The organism is Pseudonocardia hierapolitana, from assembly GCF_007994075.1.
Taxonomy (GTDB): domain Bacteria; phylum Actinomycetota; class Actinomycetes; order Mycobacteriales; family Pseudonocardiaceae; genus Pseudonocardia; species Pseudonocardia hierapolitana.
Genome location: NZ_VIWU01000001.1, coordinates 276,374 through 296,193, shown reverse-complemented (window position 1 = coordinate 296,193; position 19,820 = coordinate 276,374). Strand labels below are relative to the sequence as shown.

20 protein-coding genes are annotated in these 19,820 nt (G+C 73.1%); 12 read left to right on the top strand and 8 right to left on the bottom strand.

The genetic code is table 11. From position 1 onward, the window contains the following. The first annotated feature begins 51 nt into the window (after positions 1 to 51). Both FHX44_RS01440 and FHX44_RS01435 read left to right on the top strand, forming a co-directional pair. Positions 52 to 2,577 (top strand): DNA translocase FtsK, encoded by a 2,526-nt coding sequence (locus tag FHX44_RS01440; protein WP_425469101.1) that lies wholly within the window; start codon positions 52 to 54, stop codon positions 2,575 to 2,577. Between the two features lie 5 nt (positions 2,578 to 2,582). Then, the gene (locus tag FHX44_RS01435; RefSeq protein WP_342792464.1) at positions 2,583 to 3,077 is read left to right on the top strand and encodes a GNAT family N-acetyltransferase; all 495 of its coding nucleotides are present in this window, start codon (positions 2,583 to 2,585) and stop codon (positions 3,075 to 3,077) included. Positions 3,078 to 3,099: 22 nt separating this feature from the next. On the opposite strand, the gene FHX44_RS01430 is transcribed toward FHX44_RS01435, so the two are convergent. The 4 genes from FHX44_RS01430 to FHX44_RS01415 all read right to left on the bottom strand — a co-directional run bounded on the left by FHX44_RS01430 (position 3,100) and on the right by FHX44_RS01415 (position 6,857). Next, entirely contained in the window at positions 3,100 to 3,930 is an 831-nt protein-coding gene (locus FHX44_RS01430; protein ID WP_246170147.1) for a helix-turn-helix domain-containing protein, read from the bottom strand. A 154-nt stretch (positions 3,931 to 4,084) separates the two neighbouring features. Further along, positions 4,085 to 5,269, bottom strand: a complete 1,185-nt coding sequence (locus FHX44_RS01425) for an NAD(P)/FAD-dependent oxidoreductase (protein ID WP_147253786.1) — start codon at positions 5,267 to 5,269, stop codon at positions 4,085 to 4,087. Between the two features lie 82 nt (positions 5,270 to 5,351). Further along, positions 5,352 to 6,296, bottom strand: a complete 945-nt coding sequence (gene sigJ / locus FHX44_RS01420; protein ID WP_147253785.1) for an RNA polymerase sigma factor SigJ — start codon at positions 6,294 to 6,296, stop codon at positions 5,352 to 5,354. A gap of 9 nt (positions 6,297 to 6,305) precedes the next feature. Beyond that, the gene (locus tag FHX44_RS01415; RefSeq protein WP_147253784.1) at positions 6,306 to 6,857 is read right to left on the bottom strand and encodes an amino-acid N-acetyltransferase; all 552 of its coding nucleotides are present in this window, start codon (positions 6,855 to 6,857) and stop codon (positions 6,306 to 6,308) included. Positions 6,858 to 6,899: 42 nt separating this feature from the next. Between FHX44_RS01415 and rimO the strand changes: the two genes are divergently transcribed. From rimO to FHX44_RS01395, 4 genes are all read left to right on the top strand, one after another. After that, complete coding sequence (rimO, locus tag FHX44_RS01410; RefSeq protein ID WP_425469100.1) at positions 6,900 to 8,366, top strand: 30S ribosomal protein S12 methylthiotransferase RimO; 1,467 nt, start codon at positions 6,900 to 6,902, stop codon at positions 8,364 to 8,366. After that, a complete protein-coding gene (gene pgsA, locus FHX44_RS01405) occupies positions 8,363 to 8,962 on the top strand; it encodes a CDP-diacylglycerol--glycerol-3-phosphate 3-phosphatidyltransferase (protein ID WP_147253782.1) in 600 nt (199 codons plus the stop codon). Before rimO ends, pgsA begins: the two co-directional genes overlap by 4 nt. Before the next feature lie 138 nt (positions 8,963 to 9,100). Continuing rightward, a complete protein-coding gene (locus tag FHX44_RS01400) occupies positions 9,101 to 9,529 on the top strand; it encodes a helix-turn-helix domain-containing protein (RefSeq protein WP_147253781.1) in 429 nt (142 codons plus the stop codon). A 282-nt stretch (positions 9,530 to 9,811) separates the two neighbouring features. Further along, positions 9,812 to 10,621, top strand: a complete 810-nt coding sequence (locus FHX44_RS01395; RefSeq protein ID WP_147253780.1) for a PspA/IM30 family protein — start codon at positions 9,812 to 9,814, stop codon at positions 10,619 to 10,621. A gap of 459 nt (positions 10,622 to 11,080) precedes the next feature. On the opposite strand, the gene FHX44_RS01390 is transcribed toward FHX44_RS01395, so the two are convergent. After that, positions 11,081 to 11,908, bottom strand: coding sequence for a DNA-formamidopyrimidine glycosylase family protein (locus FHX44_RS01390; RefSeq protein ID WP_147253779.1), 828 nt, complete (start codon positions 11,906 to 11,908; stop codon positions 11,081 to 11,083). Between the two features lie 190 nt (positions 11,909 to 12,098). Between FHX44_RS01390 and FHX44_RS01385 the strand changes: the two genes are divergently transcribed. Both FHX44_RS01385 and FHX44_RS01380 read left to right on the top strand, forming a co-directional pair. Continuing rightward, positions 12,099 to 13,388 carry a sensor histidine kinase gene (locus FHX44_RS01385; protein ID WP_246170146.1) on the top strand — a complete coding sequence of 430 codons (1,290 nt, stop codon included), beginning with the start codon at positions 12,099 to 12,101 and terminating at the stop codon, positions 13,386 to 13,388. Beyond that, positions 13,388 to 14,017: a response regulator gene (locus tag FHX44_RS01380; RefSeq protein ID WP_147253778.1), complete on the top strand. Its 630-nt coding sequence runs from the start codon at positions 13,388 to 13,390 to the stop codon at positions 14,015 to 14,017. Before FHX44_RS01385 ends, FHX44_RS01380 begins: the two co-directional genes overlap by 1 nt. 9 nt (positions 14,018 to 14,026) lie before the next feature. Here the strand turns inward: FHX44_RS01380 and FHX44_RS01375 are convergent, their stop codons facing one another. Continuing rightward, the gene (locus FHX44_RS01375; RefSeq protein WP_147253777.1) at positions 14,027 to 14,767 is read right to left on the bottom strand and encodes a GNAT family N-acetyltransferase; all 741 of its coding nucleotides are present in this window, start codon (positions 14,765 to 14,767) and stop codon (positions 14,027 to 14,029) included. Positions 14,768 to 14,827: 60 nt separating this feature from the next. Between FHX44_RS01375 and FHX44_RS01370 the strand changes: the two genes are divergently transcribed. Genes FHX44_RS01370 through FHX44_RS01360 form a run of 3 tightly spaced genes read left to right on the top strand, consistent with a single transcriptional unit; the run spans position 14,828 to position 17,222 of the window. Next, positions 14,828 to 15,121, top strand: coding sequence for a DUF6412 domain-containing protein (locus FHX44_RS01370; protein ID WP_212612289.1), 294 nt, complete (start codon positions 14,828 to 14,830; stop codon positions 15,119 to 15,121). A 60-nt stretch (positions 15,122 to 15,181) separates the two neighbouring features. Further along, on the top strand, positions 15,182 to 16,090 hold the full coding sequence (gene yidC / locus FHX44_RS01365; protein ID WP_246170145.1) for a membrane protein insertase YidC: 909 nt from the start codon (positions 15,182 to 15,184) through the stop codon (positions 16,088 to 16,090). A gap of 22 nt (positions 16,091 to 16,112) precedes the next feature. Continuing rightward, entirely contained in the window at positions 16,113 to 17,222 is a 1,110-nt protein-coding gene (locus FHX44_RS01360; RefSeq protein WP_147253776.1) for a PucR family transcriptional regulator, read from the top strand. Here FHX44_RS01360 and FHX44_RS01355 read toward each other — a convergent pair. Then, entirely contained in the window at positions 17,212 to 18,153 is a 942-nt protein-coding gene (locus FHX44_RS01355; protein WP_147253775.1) for an alpha/beta hydrolase, read from the bottom strand. The two genes, FHX44_RS01360 and FHX44_RS01355, sit on opposite strands and share 11 nt — an antisense overlap. 194 nt (positions 18,154 to 18,347) lie before the next feature. Between FHX44_RS01355 and FHX44_RS01350 the strand changes: the two genes are divergently transcribed. Beyond that, positions 18,348 to 19,310, top strand: a complete 963-nt coding sequence (locus FHX44_RS01350) for an endonuclease/exonuclease/phosphatase family protein (protein ID WP_147253774.1) — start codon at positions 18,348 to 18,350, stop codon at positions 19,308 to 19,310. On the opposite strand, the gene yidD is transcribed toward FHX44_RS01350, so the two are convergent. Next, the gene (gene yidD / locus FHX44_RS42625) at positions 19,305 to 19,748 is read right to left on the bottom strand and encodes a membrane protein insertion efficiency factor YidD (protein ID WP_212612288.1); all 444 of its coding nucleotides are present in this window, start codon (positions 19,746 to 19,748) and stop codon (positions 19,305 to 19,307) included. The two genes, FHX44_RS01350 and yidD, sit on opposite strands and share 6 nt — an antisense overlap. Positions 19,749 to 19,820: the final 72 nt, after the last annotated feature.

Here is a 19,820-nt window from a genome sequence, read left to right as displayed (position 1 = left end):
TGCGGGTGTCGGTCACCGGACCGGGGGTCGCTCCCCGATACCGTGGGACGCATGGCAGGACGGACGACCGCCGGCGGCGGCAGGAGCACCGCGGCGATGTCCGGGGCAGCGTCGTCGGGCCGATCTGCACGGGGCTCGGGGCGCCGCACGCCGGCGTCCCGCTCCACCGCGCGCGGCCGGTCGGGCTCCACCCGCCGCACGCCGGCGCGGAGGCAGCCCGACCTGATCGACCGCGGCATCGACGGCGTGGGCCGGGGGATCGCCCGGTTCGGCAGGTCGGTGGGCCGCGCCGTGGGGCGCACGCGCGAGCTCGACCCGGCCCACCGCCGCGACGGTCTGGGCGTGGCGCTGCTCGTGCTCGGCGTGGTCGCTGCGGCTGGCATCTGGTGGGGTGCGGGCGGCCCGGTCGGCCACTGGCTCTCGGCAGCGGTGGCGGCGGTCGTCGGGCTCGGCGCGGTGGTGCTCCCGGTTCTCGTGGTGGGGGTCGGCGTGCTGCTCATGGCCTCGCAGCCGCACCCGGAGTCCCGCCCCCGGATCGCCGTCGGCTCGCTGCTGCTCGCGCTCGGCGTCCTCGGCCTCGTCCACATCGTCGCCGGGCGGCCGGACGAACCGGCCCGGTGGTCGCAGGGCGGGGGAGCGCTCGGCTACGTCGCCGCCACCCCGCTCGCCACCGGTCTGACGTCGTGGGTGGCGGTGCCGGTCCTGGTGCTGCTGTCGGGCTACGCGTTCCTCGTGCTCACCGGCACGCCCGTGCGGGAGGTGCCGAACCGGTTCCGCAGGCTCACCGGACAGACCGTCGACGAGCCGGCGCCTGCGGCGGAGGAGCCGGGTGACGCCGTCACCGAGACGCCCTCGGTCGCGCTGCGCCGCCCGTCGCGCAGGCGGCAGGCCTCCCGGGTGGCCGACGTCTACCGCGAGGACCCCGCCGAGACCCCCGAGGCGCTCGACCCGCCCGCCGAGGAGGCGCCCGCCCAGCCCAGGCGCAAGCCCGCCACCGTGCCGGCCACGCCGCCCGCCGAGCCCGAACCCGATGGCGCGGTGGGCGAGCAGCTGCGGCTCACCGTGCAGCCCTCGGAGGGCGTGGCCCCGTACAAGCTGCCGCCGAGCGACCTGCTCCCCACCGGGCCCGCGCCGAAGACGCGCAGCCGCGCCAACGACGCGATGATCGAGTCGATCAGCGGCGTCCTGGAGCAGTTCAACGTCGACGCGCAGGTCACCGGGTTCACCCGCGGTCCGACCGTCACGCGGTACGAGATCGAGCTGGGCCCGGCCGTGAAGGTCGAGAAGATCACCCAGCTGCAGCGCAACATCTCCTACGCCGTGGCCACCGACAACGTGCGGCTGCTCGCGCCGATCCCCGGCAAGTCCGCCGTGGGCATCGAGGTGCCCAACACCGACCGCGAGATGGTGCGCCTCGGCGACGTCCTGCGGTCCAGCGCCGCCCGCACCGAGCAGCACCCGCTCGGCATCGGGCTGGGCAAGGACATCGAGGGCCACTTCCTCGTCGCGAACCTGGCGAAGATGCCGCACCTGCTGGTGGCGGGCTCCACCGGTTCCGGCAAGTCGAGCTTCGTCAACTCGATGCTCGTGTCGCTGCTCTCGCGGGCCACCCCCGACGAGGTCCGGATGATCCTCATCGACCCGAAGATGGTCGAGCTCACCCCGTACGAGGGCATCCCGCACCTGATCACGCCCATCATCACGCAGCCCAAGAAGGCCGCCTCCGCGCTCGCGTGGCTCGTGGAGGAGATGGAGCAGCGCTACCAGGACATGCAGGCCAACAAGGTCCGCCACGTCGACGACTTCAACCGCAAGGTGCGCACCGGCGAGATCACCGCACCGCTCGGCAGCGAGCGGGAGTACCGCCCGTACCCGTACATCCTCTGCATCGTCGACGAGCTGGCCGATCTGATGATGACCGCGCCGCGCGACGTCGAGGACGCGGTCGTGCGGATCACCCAGAAGGCCCGCGCCGCCGGCATCCACCTGGTGCTCGCAACCCAGCGCCCGTCCGTCGACGTCGTGACCGGTCTGATCAAGACCAACGTGCCCTCGCGCCTGGCGTTCGCCACGTCCTCGCTCACCGACTCGCGCGTGATCCTCGACCAGCCCGGCGCCGAGAAGCTCATCGGCATGGGCGACGGGCTGTACCTGCCGATGGGCGCGGGCAAGCCGGTGCGCATGCAGGGTGCCTTCGTCGGCGACGAGGAGATCGCCTCCGTCGTCGCGTTCACCAAGGAGCAGGCCGAGCCCACCTACACCGAGGGCGTCACCGCGCAGAAGGCGGGCGAGGCCAAGGAGATCGACCCCGACATCGGCGACGACCTCGACGTGTTGATCCAGGCCGCCGAGCTGATCGTCACCTCGCAGTTCGGGTCGACGTCGATGCTGCAGCGCAAGCTGCGCGTCGGCTTCGCGAAGGCCGGGCGGCTGATGGACCTGCTGGAGACGCGGGGGATCGTCGGCCCGTCGGAGGGGTCGAAGGCGCGCGAGGTGCTGATCAAGCCGGACGAGTTGGAGAACGCGCTCTGGCTGATCCGCGGTGGTGGCCCCGAGCCGGACGCCGACGACGAGTGAGCGGCGTGAGGCAGGCACGCGTCGAGGACCACCGCGCGATCGTGGAGCGCGTGCAGAGCTGGTGGGCCGACTCGCGCACGCCTACGCAGGCGTGGGAGCTCTCGCTGCTCCTGCCGAAGCTGTTCCTGCAGCACTTCGCACGGACCAGCCTCGTGGTCGAGGACGACTCCGGGATCCGGGCCTTCCTCGTGGGGTTCCACTCCGCCGACGCCGCCGACGAGGCGTACATCCACTTCGTGGGCGTCGACCCGCAGCTGCGCGGAACCGGGACCGCGCGCAGCCTCTACACGACGTTCTTCGCACAAGCGGCGAAGGAGGGCAGGCGGACGGTCCGGGCGATCACCTCGCCGACGAACACGGGATCCATCGCGTTCCACCGCGCGATGGGCTTCACCGTCGAGCCCGGCGACCGCGAGGTCGACGGGGTTTCCGTGCACAGCGACTACGACGGCCCGGGGCAGCACCGCGTGTGCTTCCGGCGGGAGCTCGAGCCGGCCTGACGATCGTCGGCTCCCGAGCGGCTCAGCGGCCGCTCCGCTCCGCGAGCCACGCGGTGGCCGGGAGGCCGGCGAGGTCGCGGAAGTCGCGGGAGAGGTGCGCCTGGTCGACGTAGCCCGCCTCGGCCGCGACGTACGCCAGCGCGGGCCGGTCCGGCGCGAGCAGCCGGTCGCATGCGCCCTCGAAGCGGATCACGCGCGCGGCGGCCTTGGGAGCGAGCCCGGTCTCGGCGCGGAACCGCTCCGCGAGGTAGCGCCTGCTCCACCCGACCTCGCGGGCGAGCTCCTCGATGCGGAGGTTGCCGCCGGTCTCGGCCAGCCGGTCCCACGCGTAGCCGACCTCGGGCAGCACACCGCGCTCGCCGCGCCCGCGCCGCAGCCATCCGGTGAGCTCGGCGTCGAGCAGGTCGAACCGCTCCGTCCAGCCGCGGGCGGACGCGAGCCGGTCCAGCAGTGCCCTCGCGCGGCCGGAGAGCAGGTCGGTGAGGTCGACCGTGTCGCCGGCGAGCGCGCCGGCCGGCACGCCGAGCAGGGCGCGGGCGCCGCGCCAGGTGAGCCGCAGCTGCAGGCCCGTCTGCGGGTCGCCCTGGGCGATGCGGGCCGGGGCGTCGTGCAGCCCGCCGACCGCGGCGGTGAAGCTGCCCGCGGGCTTGGTGGGGTCGCCGTTGCTGAGCACGTCGACGCGGCCGTCGAGGCAGAACAGGAACGTGAGGTGGGCCGAGGCCACGCCCTGGTGCACCGACGGCGGCGTGGCCTCCATCCGGTAGCCGGTGTACGCGCTGACGTACGGACGCAGCCACGCCGCGGGCACGCGCCCGCACGTGCGGAACGCGTTCTCGACGACGGCGGCGGTCACGACCCGAGGTTACCGAGGAGCGCGCTGAAGAACCCCGACCTACTGCGCGACGCCCAGGCGGCCACCTCGCTGCGTTGTCGTCGTTGCTGAACCGGGCGCGGCCGCCCTGCCACCGCACGGGCCGTATCGGGCACGCCCGTGCGGTGGCGGGGTGTCAGACCGTGGTCGCGAGCGGTTCTTGGGTCAGGATGGTGTGACGGCGACGGGTCGGGAGCATCGATGTCGGATGCGAGATGCTCCAGGCGGCGGCCTTGCAGATCATCTCCTTCAGGCGCGCGGCCGTCTTGCCGGTGATCGCGGACGGTTTGGGCTGGTCGTCCGGGGTCACCCACTGCACGATGGCGTCGCGGCGGCCGAGGCTGATGCACTGGGCGGTGTAGCCGATCTTGTTCGGGGGGATTCGACGTCCGGTCAGGCGGGCGGCGATGGCGTCGGCCGCCTGGTGAGCCGTTGGGACTCCCGATGCGCAGGACATCCGCAGTGGTGTGCCGCTCGCGCCCGGTGCGAGCGCGGCGTCACCGACGGCGTAGACGTCGGGGTGCGAGACCGACCGCATGGTGTCGTCGACGACGATCTGCCCTGTCGCGGAAACCTGCAGGGTCGTGGCCGCGGCGATGGGATGGACGGCGAAGCCGGCCGTCCAGACGGTCACCTGGGCCGGGATCGCGTGGCCGTCGGCGGTGAACGCGCCGGTCGGCTCGACGCCCGCGATGTCGGTGTGCTCGCGCACGGTGATGCCGAGCCGGTCGAATGCCGTGCGCAGGTGGCTCTGGGATTTCGTGCTCAGCCAGTCGCCGAGGCCGCCGCGGGCGGCGAGTGAGACCTCGAGGTCCGGTCGGGTTTCGGCGATCTCGGTGGCGGCTTCGATGCCGGTGAGGCCACCGCCGACGACGAGCACCGTTTCGCCCGCGGCGAGGTCGGCCAGACGCGCACGCAGCCGCAGCGCGGACTGCCTGCCGGCGATGTGGTGGGCGTGCTCGGCGACGCCGGGAACGCCGCAGTCGTCGGCGGCGCTGCCGAGGGCGTAGACGAGCGTGTCGTAGGCGATCTCGCCGGGGCCGTCGGCGTCGACGACGCCAACGGTCTTGCGTTCGGTGTCAACGGCGGTGACCTGCGCGAGCCGCACCTGCACGCCCGTGCCCGCGAAGACGTCGGTCAGTGGACGAGGCTTCAGGTCCTGGCCGGTCGCGAGCTGGTGCATGCGGACGCGCTCGACGAACTCGGGATCGACGTTGACGAGGGTGATCTCGGTGTCGGCGGGGTGCAGCCGCCTGGCCAGGCGCCCGGCGGCGTTGGCTCCGGCGTATCCGGCCCCGAGGACGACGATGCGGTGCTTCATGGTCTCGCTCCTGTCCGGTCGGTGTTCGCTTCCTGAACCGGACAGCGACGTGAAACCTGACAGCAGTGCGATGTGATCTGGATCACCAGGTGCCGGTGAGCGGTTCCCCGTGTCCGGACACGGTCCACTGGCGCGTGGCGCGGTCGAGCTTGCCGGGGTTCGCCTGGGCGTGGACGGCCGCGATGCCGTCGGCGGTCACGTCCAGCGAGAAGACTCCGACGACCCGGTCGCCGACCACCATCACCAGCGCGGGTACGCCATTGGCGACCGCGGCGAACAGGTCGGGACGACCGCCGATCATCTCCCACTTGGCCTCGCTGGGCTCGAACAGCGTGCGAAGGAACCTCGCCACCCGCAGGCCACCGTTGATCGGCCGAGGCACCGAGAAGACCACGCCGCCACCGTCACCCACGCTGATCGCGTCGTCGGTCAGCATCTTCACCAGTGAGTCGGTCCTGCCGCTGAGTGCCGCGGCGAGGAACTCCTCGACGATCTTGCGGGCGGCGGCCGCATCGACCGCCACCCGGCGCCGGTCGGCGGCCAGGTGCTGCTTGGCACGCCGGTAGACCTGCTGACAGTTCGACTCGGTGAGGTCGAGCACCTCGGCGATCTCGCCGTGTGAGTATCCGAACGCCTCGCGCAGCACGTACACGACGCGTTCCTTGGCCGAGAGCCGCTCCATCAGCGTGAGCATCGCGATCGAGACCGATTCACGCTGCTCGACGGTGTCGGACGGACCGAGCATCCGGTCCCCGGCGAAGACCGGCTCGGGGAGCCATTGGCCCACATAGGCCTCTCGCATGGCCCGCGCCGAAGTGAGCCGGTTGAGGCAGATGTTGGTGAGCACCTTCGTCAGCCACGCCTCGGGCGTCTCGATGAGCTCCCGGTCGGCGGACTGCCAGCGCAGGAACGTGTCCTGCACCGCGTCCTCGGCATCGTTCGCCGACCCCAGCAGGCGGTACGCGATTGCCTCCAACCGCGCCCTGGCCCCCTCGAACACCTCGACCTCATGCGCACCGACCAGCATGGTTCGAAGTTAACCCGGGGCTTCGGCGCTACCAGCAGACCGGAGGTCAGGATGTAGTTCATCCCGCAGGTGGAGCAGCATCCTGACGTTCCCGAGCGTGTTCGGCTTGACGTGGGCCAGGTCGAGGAACTCGGCGACACCGGCGTCGTAGGAGCGCAGCATCGCGGCGAACACGTCCGGTTCCACCGGCGTGCCGTCGATCTCCTCGAAGCCGTGGCGGGAGAAGAACTGCTTCTCGAAGGTGAGCACGAAGAGGCGCTTCAGGCCCAGCTCGCGGGCACCCTCGATCAACTTGCCGACGATCGCGTGCCCGACGCCGTGTCCGAGCACGCGTGGATGCACCGCCACCGTGCGGATCTCGCCGAGGTCCTCCCACAGCACGTGCAGCGCACCGCAGCCGACCACCTCGCCGTCGAGCTCCGCCACCAGGAACTCCGGGACGGCCTCGTAGAGGGTGATCATCTCCTTGGCGAGCAGCACCCGTCCGGCGTAGGAGTCCACGAGCTGCTTGATGGTCCGGACGTCGGCGGTGCGTGCCCGCCGCACGAGTGGTGTCGCCACGACCCGCAAGCCTAGAGAGGCACGCCGGATACCCTGGTGCCCGTGCCCGAACCCGTCACCCCGCGGCGTGCCGCCCTGCTCACCCTCGGCTGTGCCCGCAACGAGGTCGACTCGGAGGAGCTCGCAGGCCGGCTCACCGGCAGCGGGTGGGAGCTGGTGGACGCCGACTCCGGCACCGCCGACGTCATCGTCGTGAACACCTGCGGATTCGTCGAGCAGGCCAAGAAGGACTCGATCGACACGCTCCTCGCGGCGTCCGACGCGGCCGCCCCCCGCGGGGCGAAGGTCGTGGCCGTCGGCTGCCTCGCCGAGCGCTACGGCGCCGAGCTGGCCGAGAGCCTGCCCGAGGCCGACGCCGTGCTCGGGTTCGACGCCTACCCGGACCTCGCCGAGTGGCTCGGCGACGTCCTCGGCGGCCACGCCCCGGCCCCCCACGTCCCGGTCGACCGACGCACGCTGCTGCCGATCTCCCCCGTCGAGCGGCCCGCCGCCGCGGGCGACATCGCCGTCCCCGGCCACGCCTGGGTGCCGAACCTGGCGCGCACCCGGCTGTCGGACGCCCCGGTCGCCCCGCTCAAGCTCGCCTCCGGCTGCGACCGCCGCTGCGCGTTCTGCGCGATCCCGTCGTTCCGCGGCGCGTTCGTCTCGCGGCAGCCGGACGACGTCGTCGCCGAGGCCGCGTGGCTGGGCATGCACGGCGTGCGCGAGCTGGTGCTGGTCAGCGAGAACTCCACGTCCTACGGCAAGGACCTGCCCGGCGGGACCACCGCGCTCGCGCGGCTGCTGCCGCGGCTCACCCACGTGCCCGGCATCGACCGGGTCCGCGTGTCGTACCTGCAGCCGGCGGAGCTGCGCCCGGACCTGCTCGAGGTCATCGCCACCACCCCGGGTGTCGCCCCGTACTTCGACCTGTCCTTCCAGCACGCGAGCCCCGCGGTGCTGCGGCGGATGCGCCGGTTCGGCTCGCGCGAGGACTTCCTCGGGCTGTGCGAGCGGATCCGCGCGCTCGCACCCGAGGCCGGCATCCGCAGCAACGTCATCGTCGGCTTCCCCGGCGAGACGCAAGCCGACCTCGACGAGCTGGAGGCGTTCCTCGTCGGGGCGCGGCTCGACGCCGTCGGCGTCTTCGGTTACTCAGACGAGGACGGCACCGAGGCCGCGGGCTACGACGGCAAGCTGCCGCCGGAGGAGATCGCCCGGCGGGTCGAGCACATCACCTCGCTCGTCGAGGAGCTGATGGCCCAGCGCGCCGAGGACCGCGTCGGCACCGAGGTCACCGTGCTCGTCGAGGCCGAGGAGGACGAGGACTTCGAGTGCACGGGCCGCGCCGACCACCAGGCCCCCGAGGTCGACGGCGAGTGCGTGCTCGAGCGCGGCTCCGGCCTCGAGGTGGGGGACCTCGTACGCGCCGTCGTCGTCGGCACGGAGGGCACCGACCTGCTCGTGTCGCCGCGGGAGCGGCTGGCGCGCAGTGAGCTCGCCGCCGCGGGCGCTCGGGAGTCGGGGTGAGCTCTGCACCGGCGAGCCCACCGCCGCTGCTGAACATCGCGAACGTCCTCACGGGTGTCCGGCTGCTGCTGGTCCCGGTCTTCCTCGTCGTGCTCTTCACCGAGGACGGCGTCGACATCGGCTGGCGGCTGGCCGCCACCGGCGTCTTCGTGCTCGCCGCGATCACCGACCGGTTCGACGGTGAGCTGGCGCGCAGCCGCGGCCTCGTCACCGCGTTCGGCACGATCGCCGACCCCATCGCCGACAAGGCGCTCACCGGCTCCGCCTTCATCGGCCTGTCCGTGCTGGGGCAGGTGCCGTGGTGGGTCACGATCGTGATCATGGGCCGGGAGCTGGGCATCACCGTGCTGCGGTTCTGGGTGCTGCGCCACGGCATCATCCCGGCCAGCCGCGGCGGCAAGGCGAAGACGCTGTGCCAGGCCGTCGCGATCGGGCTGTACCTGCTCCCGCTACCCGAGCTGCTGGGCGCCACCAGCGTCGTCTGGACCCTGCGATGGGCCGTGCTCGGCCTCGCGATCGCGCTCACCGTCGGCACCGGTGTGGACTACGTGCTGCGTGCGTTGCGCCTGCGGGCGGCGGCCGCCGCAGCCGGTTGAGCCGCCCGTCGCCCGTCGTGTTCGCCGTGGGCGGACGCGCCGCGCCCCCGAGCACGGCGACGCGACGGGCCGTGAGTCGGTACGGTGATCTCACCGGGTTGCGGGCGGCCGCGCCCGGCGGACGATGAGGAGGGTCGCATGGCGGTGCTGATGAGAGAGGCGATCGGCGGCAGCCTGCGGCGCGTGCGCACGGCACGCAGACGCACGTTGCGGGACGTGTCACGGCGCGCCCGGGTGAGCCTCGGCTACCTCTCCGAGGTGGAGCGGGGGCGCAAGGAGCCTTCCAGCGAGCTGCTCGCCGCCATCTGCGAAGCCCTCGACATCGCCCTCAGCGACCTGCTCGCCGAGGCCGCGCAGGCCATCGCCGCCGAGACCGTCGCGGCCGAGGCCGCCCGGCTGCGCCGCCCGATCGGGCTTCGCCACATGGACCTGCGCCTGGCCACCGCCGCCGACGAGGGGCCGCTCACGCCGATGTCGCCGGTCGCGCCCGTCGCCCCGGTGGCGCCGCGCCCCGCCACGCCGGTCCCGTCGCAGCCCGTCGCGCTGGCGTCCGTCCGCGCCGCCTGAGAATTCCAGCACCCGTTCCGTCCGGGCGCCCGCTCCACGGCGGGCGCCCGACGTGTGCCCACCGGGTGTCGAGTCGCCCCACCTTGCCGTCCGGCCCGGTAGCCTGAGGTCCGGGTCGCCCCGACGGTGGCCTCCGGATGATCCCCGATATCGTCGCCGATCAGTGGAAGCCGGACCGATCCGGTGCCACGATGGGGCCCAGCGCATCCGGCAGGTCGGCCGGGTGGCCGGAACGAAACGGACAGGCAGCGGCGAGTGCGCCGCACTCGGAGGGCGGAGCAGATGGCCAACGGTTTCACGAAGGCCTGGAAGTACCTGATGGCGCTGTTCTCGTCCAAGGTCGACGAGTACGCCGACCCGAAGGTCCAGATCCAGCAGGCCATCGAGGAGGCCCAGCGGCAGCACCAGGCGCTGTCCCAGCAGGCCGCGGCCGTGATCGGCAACCAGCGGCAGCTGGAGATGAAGCTCAACCGGCAGCTCGGCGAGATCGAGAAGCTGCAGGCATCCGCTCGGCAGGCGCTCGTGCTCGCCGACCAGGCCCGTGCCGCAGGCGACGAGACCACCGCCCAGCAGCGCGAGCAGGCCGCGCAGGCGTTCGCCACCCAGCTGGTCACCGCCGAGCAGTCCGTCGAGGACCTCAAGACGCTGCACGACCAGTCGATCCAGGCCGCCGGGCAGGCGAAGCAGGCCGTCGAGCGCAACTCGATGATGCTGCAGCAGAAGATCGCCGAACGCACCAAGCTGCTCAGCCAGCTGGAGCAGGCCAAGATGCAGGAGCAGGCGGCCGCGTCCCTGCGGCAGATGACCGAGCTCGCGGCGCCGGGGAGCACCCCGTCGCTGGAGGAGGTCCGCGACAAGATCGAGCGTCGCTACGCCAACGCCCTCGGCCAGGCCGACCTTGCGGCCAACTCGGTGCAGGGCCGCATGCTGGAGGTCCAGCAGTCCACGGTGGACATGGCGGGCGCGAGCCGCCTGGAGCAGATCCGCGCCTCGCTGCACGGCACCCCCGTGGCCGGCGAGGTCACCGCGGGCGACCAGGCCGCCGCCCCCACCCAGCAGCTCAACAAGCAACAGCAGCCCGGCACCGCCTGAGCAGCACGATCCCCGACGCCGCCCGCCCCGCCAGGGACCGGGCGGCGTCGCCGTCTCCAGCCCGCCCGACCGCGCCACCCCGCACGGCGAGTCCGACGTTCACACACGGCGAGTCGGGCATTCGTGCACGGCGAGTCCGACGTTCACACACGGCGAGTCGGGCATTCGTGCACGGCGAGTCCGACGTTCATGCACGGCGAGTCGGGCATTCGTGCACGGCGAGTCCTGCAATCCCGCACGGTGAGTCCGACGTCCGACGCGGCGAGTCCAGCATCTCGACATGGCGAGTCCAGCATCTTGACGCGGCGAGTCCGACGTCCGGTGCGGCGAGTCCGGCGCCCGCTCGTACTCGCTGTCCGCACGCACGCTGCACTGCGTGCTGATTCGCACGACTCGCCGTGCTGAAATGTCGGACTCGCCCGGATGGGATGTCGGACTCGCCGTGTGGGGGTGTCCGACTCACCGTGTCCGGTTGCCGGACTCGCGGGTGGGGGAGGGGCCGGGTTGGCAGGTGGGGCACCACCACGTCATGCGGGCGTGGACGTCGTCGCCCTGCTTCGCGGTGCGGATGCGGGTGCCGCAACGGCGGCAGCGTTGCCCGCCGCGGTCGTACACCCAGTGCTGCCGGCCGCGGGCCAGCTCGCCGGTGGTGGACTGCTCCGGGCGGTCTGCGTTGCGGAGCAGCAGGTCGCGGGCGAGGGTGACCGCGGCGGCCGGGTCGGGGACGTCGCGCGCGAGCGTCCACGGCGAGAGCCCGAGCAGGAAGCACACCTCGTTCTTGTAGAGGTTGCCCACGCCGGCCATCACCCGCTGCTCGAGCAGGACGAGCCCGAGCTCGGACGCCCCGCGGGCGGTGAACCGGCGCAGCGCCTCGGCGGTGTGGTCGTCGCTCCACGCGGGATCGAGCAGGTCGGGCCCCAGATGCCCGACCAGCCGGCTCTCCTCGGCGGTGGGCAGCAGCTCGAGGTCGTGCAGCAGGAACCCGACAGCGGTGCGCTCGGCCGTCTCCAGCACGGCGCGGGCCTGGTGGGCGGGCCGCTGCCACGGCATGCCGGGGCGGTAGAGGTGCCAGGAACCGTCGAGGCGCAGGTGGCTGTGCAGGCTGCGGCCGTCGTCGAACCGCGTGAACAGGTGCTTGCCGACGGAACGGACGTCGAGCACCGTGCGACCGGCGAGGTCGTGCTCGACGAGCTGCGGGTGCCGTAGCTCGCCGCGCAGGAGCAGGTGCCCGGACAGCGCCGCACGCAGCCGCTTCGCGGTGAGGTGGACCGTGTCGCCTTCGGGCACGTGGGCGACGGTAGCGCGGCCGCTCGGGCATCCACCGATCGATGGATCCGGTGGTGGCGCTCCGGTCGATCGCACGGCCCGGCCCATCGCGCAACATGGATCACGTGCGGAGGAACGAGGGGCGGGCGCATCGCGGGGTTGCGCTCGCCCCGAGCAGCCGCGGTTACGGTGTGCCGGTGGGAGCAGGGGGGTGACCGCGTCGTCCGGTGTGTCGTCCGGCGCCGAGCAGACGGCGCGTCGGCTCGACGCGGTCGAGCACCGCATCGACACCGCGATCGGCCGCTACGCCCCCTACGCCGGCTTGGCGATCGGTCTCGCGCTCACCCCACCGTTCCTTGCCGGAGGCCCGACGTGGCCGTGGGTGGTCATCGGCGCGCTGGTCCCGGTGACGGCGACGTGGTGCGCGGTCTTCACGGCGGGCAGCACGCCGCGGGCGGAGCGCCCGGTCGCCGGCGCCGTCTACATGGGCGGATTGCTCGTGCTGATGACTGCGCTGGTCCACGCCTCGCCGCTCTTCGCGTTCCAGGTACTCGCCGTCTACATCCACGCCTTCACGTTCCTGCACGGCCGCTGGCGTTTCGTCGCCGTCGTCATCGGCGCGGCGATCGTCTCCTACTCGCAGGTCGGCGGCCGGTTCGCCGAATTCACGCCCGGGCTCGGGGCCGCCGTGGGCGTGCTCACCGTGGCCAACGCGCTCCTCGGGGGCGGGGGCACCTACTTCGGCGTGTTCATGTCGGAGCAGAACCAGCGCCGGCGCGAGATCATCGACGAGCTGGGCGCGACGAACCGGCGGCTGTCGGAGGCCCTCGACGAGAACGCGAGCCTCCACGCACAGCTGCTCGCTCAGGCGCGGGAGGCCGGGATGCTCGACGAGCGGGCCCGGCTGGCGCGGGAGATCCACGACACGATCGCCCAGGGCCTCACCGGCATCGTGACCCAGCTCGAAGCGGCAGGCGTGGCCGACGGCGATCCCGCGGTGCGGCGCCGACACATCGAGACCGCCCGCGCGCTCGCCCGTGAGAGCCTCACCGAGGCCCGCCGTTCGGTGGATGCGCTCGGCCCGCGGCAGCTCGTGGAGGCGCAGCTGCCCGACGCGATCGCCGACATGGCGAAGCGGTGGGCGGAGGGGAGCGGCGTCGAGCTGATCCTCGACACCACCGGCGATCCGCGCCCGCTGCTGCCGGAGCTGGAGGTCACCCTGTTCCGGGTGGCGCAGGAGGCGCTCGCCAACGTGGCCAAGCACGCGGACGCCGGCCGCGTCGGGCTCACGCTGTCCTACATGGACGACGTGGTGGTGCTCGACGTCCGCGACGACGGGCGCGGGTTCGTCTCCGGTGCGCGCGACGGCTCCGGGTTCGGGCTGCTGGCGATGGAGCAGCGGGTGCGGCGGGTGGCGGGCACCTTCAGCGTGGAGAGCGCGCCGGGCGAGGGCGTGGCGCTGAGCGCGAGCGTGCCGGCGATCCCGGCGGAGGTGAGGTGATGGGCCCGATCAGGGTGCTGATCGTCGACGACCATCCCGTCGTTCGCGACGGGTTGCGTGGTGTGCTCGACGGGGAGTCGGACATGCAGGTGGTCGGCGAGGCGGGCCACGGCGCGGAGGCGCTGGCGCGGGTCCGGGCCACCTCGGTGGACGTCGTGCTCATGGATCTGCGGATGCCGGTCATGGGCGGCGTCGAGGCGATCGGGGAGCTGCGCCGCGTCGCGCCCGACGCCCGGGTGCTCGTGCTCACCACCTACGACACCGACCGCGACGTCCTCCCGGCGATCGAGGCGGGCGCAACCGGCTACCTGCTGAAGGACACCCCGCGTGAGGAGTTGCTGCGCGCCGTGCGAGCGGCCCACCGCGGGGAGGCGGTGCTGTCACCGGCGGTGGCGGGCCGGCTCATGGGCCAGGTCCGCGGACCGGCGCAGGCCACACTGTCCGCGCGGGAGCTGGAGGTGCTGCGGCTCGTCGCGGCGGGCTCCACCAACCGGGAGACGGCGCAGCGGCTCTTCATCAGCGAGGCGACGGTCAAGACCCACCTGCTGCACATCTACGCCAAGCTCGAGGTGCGCGACCGCGCGTCCGCCGTGGCCGCCGGCTACCAGCGGGGCCTGCTGACGCCTTAGGGCGGGGCACTAGGACGTCGGGACCGGCGTGCGGAGCGCGTAGAGGACGTCGTCGCGCACGTGCACGAAGCCCAGCCGCGCCGCGACCCCGCGGCTGCCCGTGTTGTCCGGCGACGTCGACCAGGTGGGCACGTGGCCGCGGGCCCGGATGTCGGCGATCAGCGCGCCCGCGCACGCCGTGGACAGCCCCTTCCTGCGGTGACCGGGCTCGGTGACCACGCCGATGTCCTCGTAGGTGCCGCCGAGGTAGAACGGCACGGCGATCGCGGCGATCTGCCCATCCACGACGACGCCCCGCGCGACGCCCGCTGCGAGCATGCCGGGCACCCCGCCCCAGGTCTGCGCGATCCACCCGCTCTCGGCGCTGAGGCCGGCGAGCGCGGATGCGTCGTCGCCGGTGAGCAGCCGGACGTCCGGGGCGGGTGTCGGCGTCGCCGCGGTGTCGGGCAGCACGGCGATCAGCCGGTTCCACGGCGCGACGTCCGGATCCGACGCGCGCAGGGCGGGCAGCCACTCGGGCGGGGCGTCGACGAACCCGGTGAGCTCGGCCAGATCGGCGGGCGGCAGGTAGTCCGGGTCGCCGCGCAGCGAGAGGTTGCTCGGCAGCTCGGCGATCACCACCCGCGGGTCGGGCCAGCGGTCCACCCGGACGGTGCCGTGGCCGGTGCGCGCGACGTGTTCGAAGACCAGCGGGCCCGGGCGTTCGGGCGTGAACCAGGGGCGCAGCGCATCGGGCGCGACGGTGAGCACGCCGTGAGCCTGCCGCGACGGCGGCCCGGGTGCCACCGGGTTACCGGTACGGTGGTGGACATGACTCCGGTGTCGCGACTCGTCGCCCTCGCCGGAGCGCTCTTCGCGATGCTGGCGGGCACCACCGTCGAGCCCGCCCTCCTCGTCGGTGCCCTCGGCACCCTCGTCGTCGCGTGGGTGGTGGCCAGGGAGGTCGCGGCGGTCCTGCCCGTGCTCAGCGGCACCGGCCCGGTGGTCGCCGCCCGCGACCACCACCGGGCACTCGCCCGCAGGCCAGTGCCGCGCCACCGCGACCCGGACGCCCCCGGGCACACCCGCTCCCGAGCGCCGTCGGAGCCCCTCCCGGCGGCGTAGCGCACATCCACGCCGCCGGTCGACGCGTCCGTCCGACCCCGGCTCCCGTGGAGTGCTGCCTTGTTCGACATCGCCTTGTTCGATCCTCTCTATCTCGCCGTCTCCGGTGTCATGTGGTGCTGGCACCAGCTGTTCGGGTTCCTGCTCGGCCCGTCGAGTGGCGCCGCATGGGCCCTGTCCGTCGTGTTCCTCGTGCTGACGCTGAGGGCACTCCTGATCCGGCCGTTCCTCGCCCAGGTGCGGTCCGCCCGGGTGATGCGGGAGCTCACGCCGCAGCTCGCCGCGCTCCGCACCCGGCACGCCGACGATCCGGCCCGCCTGCTGCAGGAGACCGGGGCCCTGCAGCGGGCGCACGGAGTGAGCGCGGCGAGCACCCTCCTGCCGGTGCTGCTGCAGGTGCCGGTGTTCCTCGGCCTGCTGCACGTGCTGACGAGCTTCACGAACCCCGAGCTCGCCAACTACGCGTTCGGCCCCGACGAGGTTCGTTCGTTCCTCGAGGCCCGGCTGTTCGGGGTGCCGCTCTCGGCCTACCTGAGCATGCCGCACCTCGACGCGGTCGGGGTCGAGCGCTGGGAGGTCGCGGTCGTCACCGTGCCCCTCGTCCTGCTCGCGGCACTGGCCACGCACCTCACGGCCCGGCTGTCGCTGCGCCAGCAGCCTGCGGACGGCCCGCTCGCGGGGATCATGCGGTGGACGCCGTGGGTCTTCCCCCTGGGCGTCCTGGTCGGCGGTGCGTTCTTCCCGTTCCCGGTGGCGATCCTGCTCTACTGGCTCACGAACAGCGCCTGGACGCTGGTGCAGCAGTGGCTGGTGCTCCGGCCTACCCCGCGGCCGTTGCAGGAAGGCCACCTTCCCGCAACGACGCTGCAGGAAGGTGGCCTTGCTGCAATCCCGGCCGCTTCGAAGCCGCCGGCGCGAGTACAGCGGCGGCATTCGTCGGGGCACCGTCGGAGCCGACGGCGCCGCTGATCTGCGCCGTAGGCTGGCGCTCGTGAAGGGTCTGCTCCTGCGGCTCTCGGCGGTCGACGCCGACGCCGAGGCCGCGGTGCGGGTGATCGCCTACTTCGACGCCCTCGTGGAGCGCGGCGCCACCCCGGTGGAGCTCGTGCGCGCCACCGCGGCACTGGCCGAGTGCCCGGCGGGCATGGACCGGACGGGCACGGAACCGCTCGTGTTCCGCCCCGACGGATCGTCCGCCGGCGAGGTGGTGGTCACCGGCAGCGTAGAGATCGGGCCCGATGCCGGGCGGGTGTGGCTCGCCCGCGACGGCGGGGCCGGGCCGCTGGACGACCTCGTGCTGGAGCGGCTCGCGATCAGCGCCCGCCTGCTCGCGGTCCCGCAGCGCCGCACGCCCGCCCCGGATCTGGCCGATCCCGGCCTCGTCGAGCTGGTGCTCGCCGAGCGGGAGGCGCCGGAGGACCGCGCGCGGGCCCTGCGGCTGCTCGGCCTGGACACCGAGGTCCCGGTGCGCGCCCTCGCGGTCGCGGCCGACGGTGACCCGGGCGCGGCCGCGGTCGCGCTCGTCACCCGGGGCCGGCCCGTGCGGGCCGCGCGTGTGGCCGTCATCGGGGGCCGGGCCGCCATGCTGCTGCAGCCGCACGAGTCGGCCGCCACGGTGGTGGCGGATCTCCGGGTCGCCTTCGAGGCGCGGGCCCGCGAGCGCGCCACCGCACCGGCCGTACGGGTCGGCGTCGGCCGGCCGGTGCCGGGCCTTGAGGCCCGCACGTCCTGGATGCAGGCGAAGCTCGCCCTGCGCTTCGCCACAGCGGACGACGCGATCATCGATCACGCCGAGCTCGGGTCGCTCGCCCTGCTGGGTGAGCTGCCACCCGAGCAGCTCCGCGCCCAGCCCGACGTCGCTGCGCTGGACGCCTTGCCGGCCACCGACGTGGCCGCGCTCGAGGCGTTCTGCCGCACCGGGTCGCTGCGCAAGGCGGCGGCGCTGCTGCACCTGCACCACAGCTCCGTGGCCGACCGGCTCGCCCGCGTCGAGCACGAGCTGGGCTGGCGCCTCGACGAGCCGGGAGACCGCTTCCGCGCCCGGTTCGCCCTGCTCGCGCGGCGGTTGGCCAGTGGCCCGGTCCGGGGAACTAGAGCTTGAGGGCGCGGCGCAGGACCGCCAGCGCCTCGTCGGCCTCGCGCTTGCTCACCGCGGCCTGCTCCACCATGGCCGAGCCGTGGAACGTCCCCGGGAAGGCGTGCAGCTCCACCGAGACGCCGGCCTGCATCAGGCCCAGCGCGTACGCGATGCCCTCGTCGCGCAGCGGGTCGAACTCCATCACCGAGACGTAGGCCGGTGGCAGCCCGGTGAGGTCGGTGGCCCGGGCGGGCGCCGCGTAGATCGGCACGTCGGGAGTGCCGCGCTTCCCCGGGCCGAGGTAGGAGTCCCAGCTGACCACCGCGTTCGGCCGGTTCCAGATCGGTGTGTCGGTGAACGCGCGCATGCTCGGCGTGTCGAGGCGGTCGTCCAGTTCGGGCACGCCGAGGTACTGGAACGCGATCGAGGGACCACCGCGGTCGCGCGCGAGCAACGCCAGGCCCGCGCACAGGCCACCGCCTGCGCTCTCGCCGTGGATCGCGATCCGGTCAGGGTCGATGTCGAGCGAGTCGGCGTTCTTCGCCGTCCACACGAGCCCGGCGTAGCAGTCCTCCAGCGGGGCCGGGTAGGCGTGCTCGGGTGCGAGCCGGTACTCCACGGTGACGACCGTGACGCCGAGCTCGCGGGCGAGGCGCAGGTTCTTCCCGTCGAACATGTCGATCGCGCCGAGGATGAAGCCGCCGCCGTGGACGTCGTAGATCGCGGCCGGCGCCACCGGCCGGTCCGGGGTGTAGATCCGCAGCCGCACGTCGGGGGCGCCGTCCGGACCGGGGACGAGCTCGTCGCGGACCTGGACGCCGGAACGGTCGGGCTCGCCGTACACGGAAGCGAACATCTCGGCCGCCTGCGCGCGGGCGCTCGGGACGTCGCTGATCTCGACGACCGGCATCATCGCCACTGCTGCGGCGAGCTCGGGGTCGAACGGGTAGCTCATCTGTTCCTCCACGCTCACGGTTCGGGTACGACTGATCGTCCTCGCCGAGCGGGCCGCCGGCAGCCGCCGCGCGTCGGGATTCCGCCACCGCCCGGCCGACGATCGCGCATTCGGGTGGGCCCTGGCCGGGCGGGTATTTCTCGGCCCGGCGCCCCCTCCTGCTGTCGATCGGGCTCGAGGAGGTCCTAGCTCCGATGCCGGACTCAGTCGACATTCCCCCGGCCGACGTGGCCGACCAGCTCGCGGCGTTGTCGGGCGTGCTGGACCGGCAGCTCCGGGCCAAGACGCCGACGAACCTGCTCGTCGGTACCTGGAACGTGCGCGCGTTCGACCGGTTCGATGCGAAGTGGCGATCGGTGGGCGGGGATTCGCCGATCCGAGACCGCAGCAACGTCGCATGCATCGCCGAGATCGTCCGCCGCTTCGACGTCGTCGCGGTTCAGGAGGTGCGCCGCAGCGCCCTGGCCTTCCAGACGATGATGCGCGACCTGGGTGAGCAGTGGGCGTTCCTGGTCACCGACGTCACCGACGGCCGGGCCGGGAACAGCGAGCGCCTCGCGTTCGTGTACGACACCACTCGCCTGCGACCCTCCGGGCTGGCCTGCGAGCTCGTCGTCGCCGCGAAGGATGCCGCCGTGCCGGTCGGCAGCATGACCGAGCAGTTCGCCCGGACCCCCTACGCGGTCGGTTTCGCCCGTGACGACGTCCGCTTCACCCTCGTCACGCTGCACGTCCTCTACGGCGACGCCCCGGCCGACCGGATTCCGGAGTTGAGCGCGATCGCGCAGTGGCTGGCCCGGTGGTCGGCGAGCAAGGACCCGTGGGGTGAGAACCTCATCGCCCTGGGTGATTTCAACATCGACCGGCGCGGCGACCCGCTCTACGAAGCGTTCACCTCGACCGGCCTGCAGCCGCCTGCAGCGCTGAACCACATTCCACGCACCATCTTCGACGATCCGGACGCCGGACCCGACAACCAGCACTTCTACGATCAGATCGCCTGGTTCCCCGACGGCCGAGCCAAACTGTCGATGCCGTTCGTCAACGCGGGCACCTTCGACTTCACGAACCGGATCGTCCCGGCCGACACGGAAGTGCAGCTGTCCTGGCGGATCTCCGACCACCTACCGCTCTGGTGCGAGTTCACCACGTCATGACGAACAGCCTCGTACCCGTGCGGCGGCCAGCCGGAGCCCGCGGCGAGCGCCGTGGCGCGCGACGGCGCCGAGCGCGTACGCGCTGCAGCTCGGTGTGGAGGGACACACGGGGGTGAAGCGGCTCAGCCACCGCTGGTAGCCGAGCAGGGCTGCGCGCACCAACCCGCTCGCCCCGCGTGCCGGCACCATGGCAGCGGCCACGAGGAGCAGGGGCGACACGCGCAGGAGCGGGAAGTCGCAGGGCCCGTCGCAGCTGCACCCGTCGCTCCCGCCTCGCCCCCTGCCGAGCCGCGAGCAGCCCGTGCCGCACCCGCGCACCGAGTCGATGAACTCACAGGTGTCGCCGACCGCGTCGGCCGTGTCCCGGCGCTCCTCGCGCCGTCGCCGCCTGCGGTTCCGCCGCTCCTCCTCCGACTCCTCTCCCGCATGCTCTCCCACCCGCTCCTCCTCCGCAGCCGACCCGTTCGGGGGACGCGCCGCGGCGAGATCATCCCTGGGCGCCTCCGCCGG

Coding starts and splice junctions, on each gene's coding strand:
- FHX44_RS01355 (WP_147253775.1), bottom strand. CDS start 18,153: ATGAGCTACCCGTTCGACCCCGAGCTCGCCGCAGCAGTGGCGATGATG.
- FHX44_RS01380 (WP_147253778.1), top strand. CDS start 13,388: ATGGGCCCGATCAGGGTGCTGATCGTCGACGACCATCCCGTCGTTCGC.
- FHX44_RS01440 (WP_425469101.1), top strand. CDS start 52: ATGGCAGGACGGACGACCGCCGGCGGCGGCAGGAGCACCGCGGCGATG.
- FHX44_RS01370 (WP_212612289.1), top strand. CDS start 14,828: ATGACTCCGGTGTCGCGACTCGTCGCCCTCGCCGGAGCGCTCTTCGCG.
- FHX44_RS01395 (WP_147253780.1), top strand. CDS start 9,812: ATGGCCAACGGTTTCACGAAGGCCTGGAAGTACCTGATGGCGCTGTTC.
- FHX44_RS01400 (WP_147253781.1), top strand. CDS start 9,101: ATGGCGGTGCTGATGAGAGAGGCGATCGGCGGCAGCCTGCGGCGCGTG.
- sigJ (WP_147253785.1), bottom strand. CDS start 6,296: ATGCTGGTCGGTGCGCATGAGGTCGAGGTGTTCGAGGGGGCCAGGGCG.
- FHX44_RS01350 (WP_147253774.1), top strand. CDS start 18,348: ATGCCGGACTCAGTCGACATTCCCCCGGCCGACGTGGCCGACCAGCTC.
- FHX44_RS01425 (WP_147253786.1), bottom strand. CDS start 5,269: ATGAAGCACCGCATCGTCGTCCTCGGGGCCGGATACGCCGGAGCCAAC.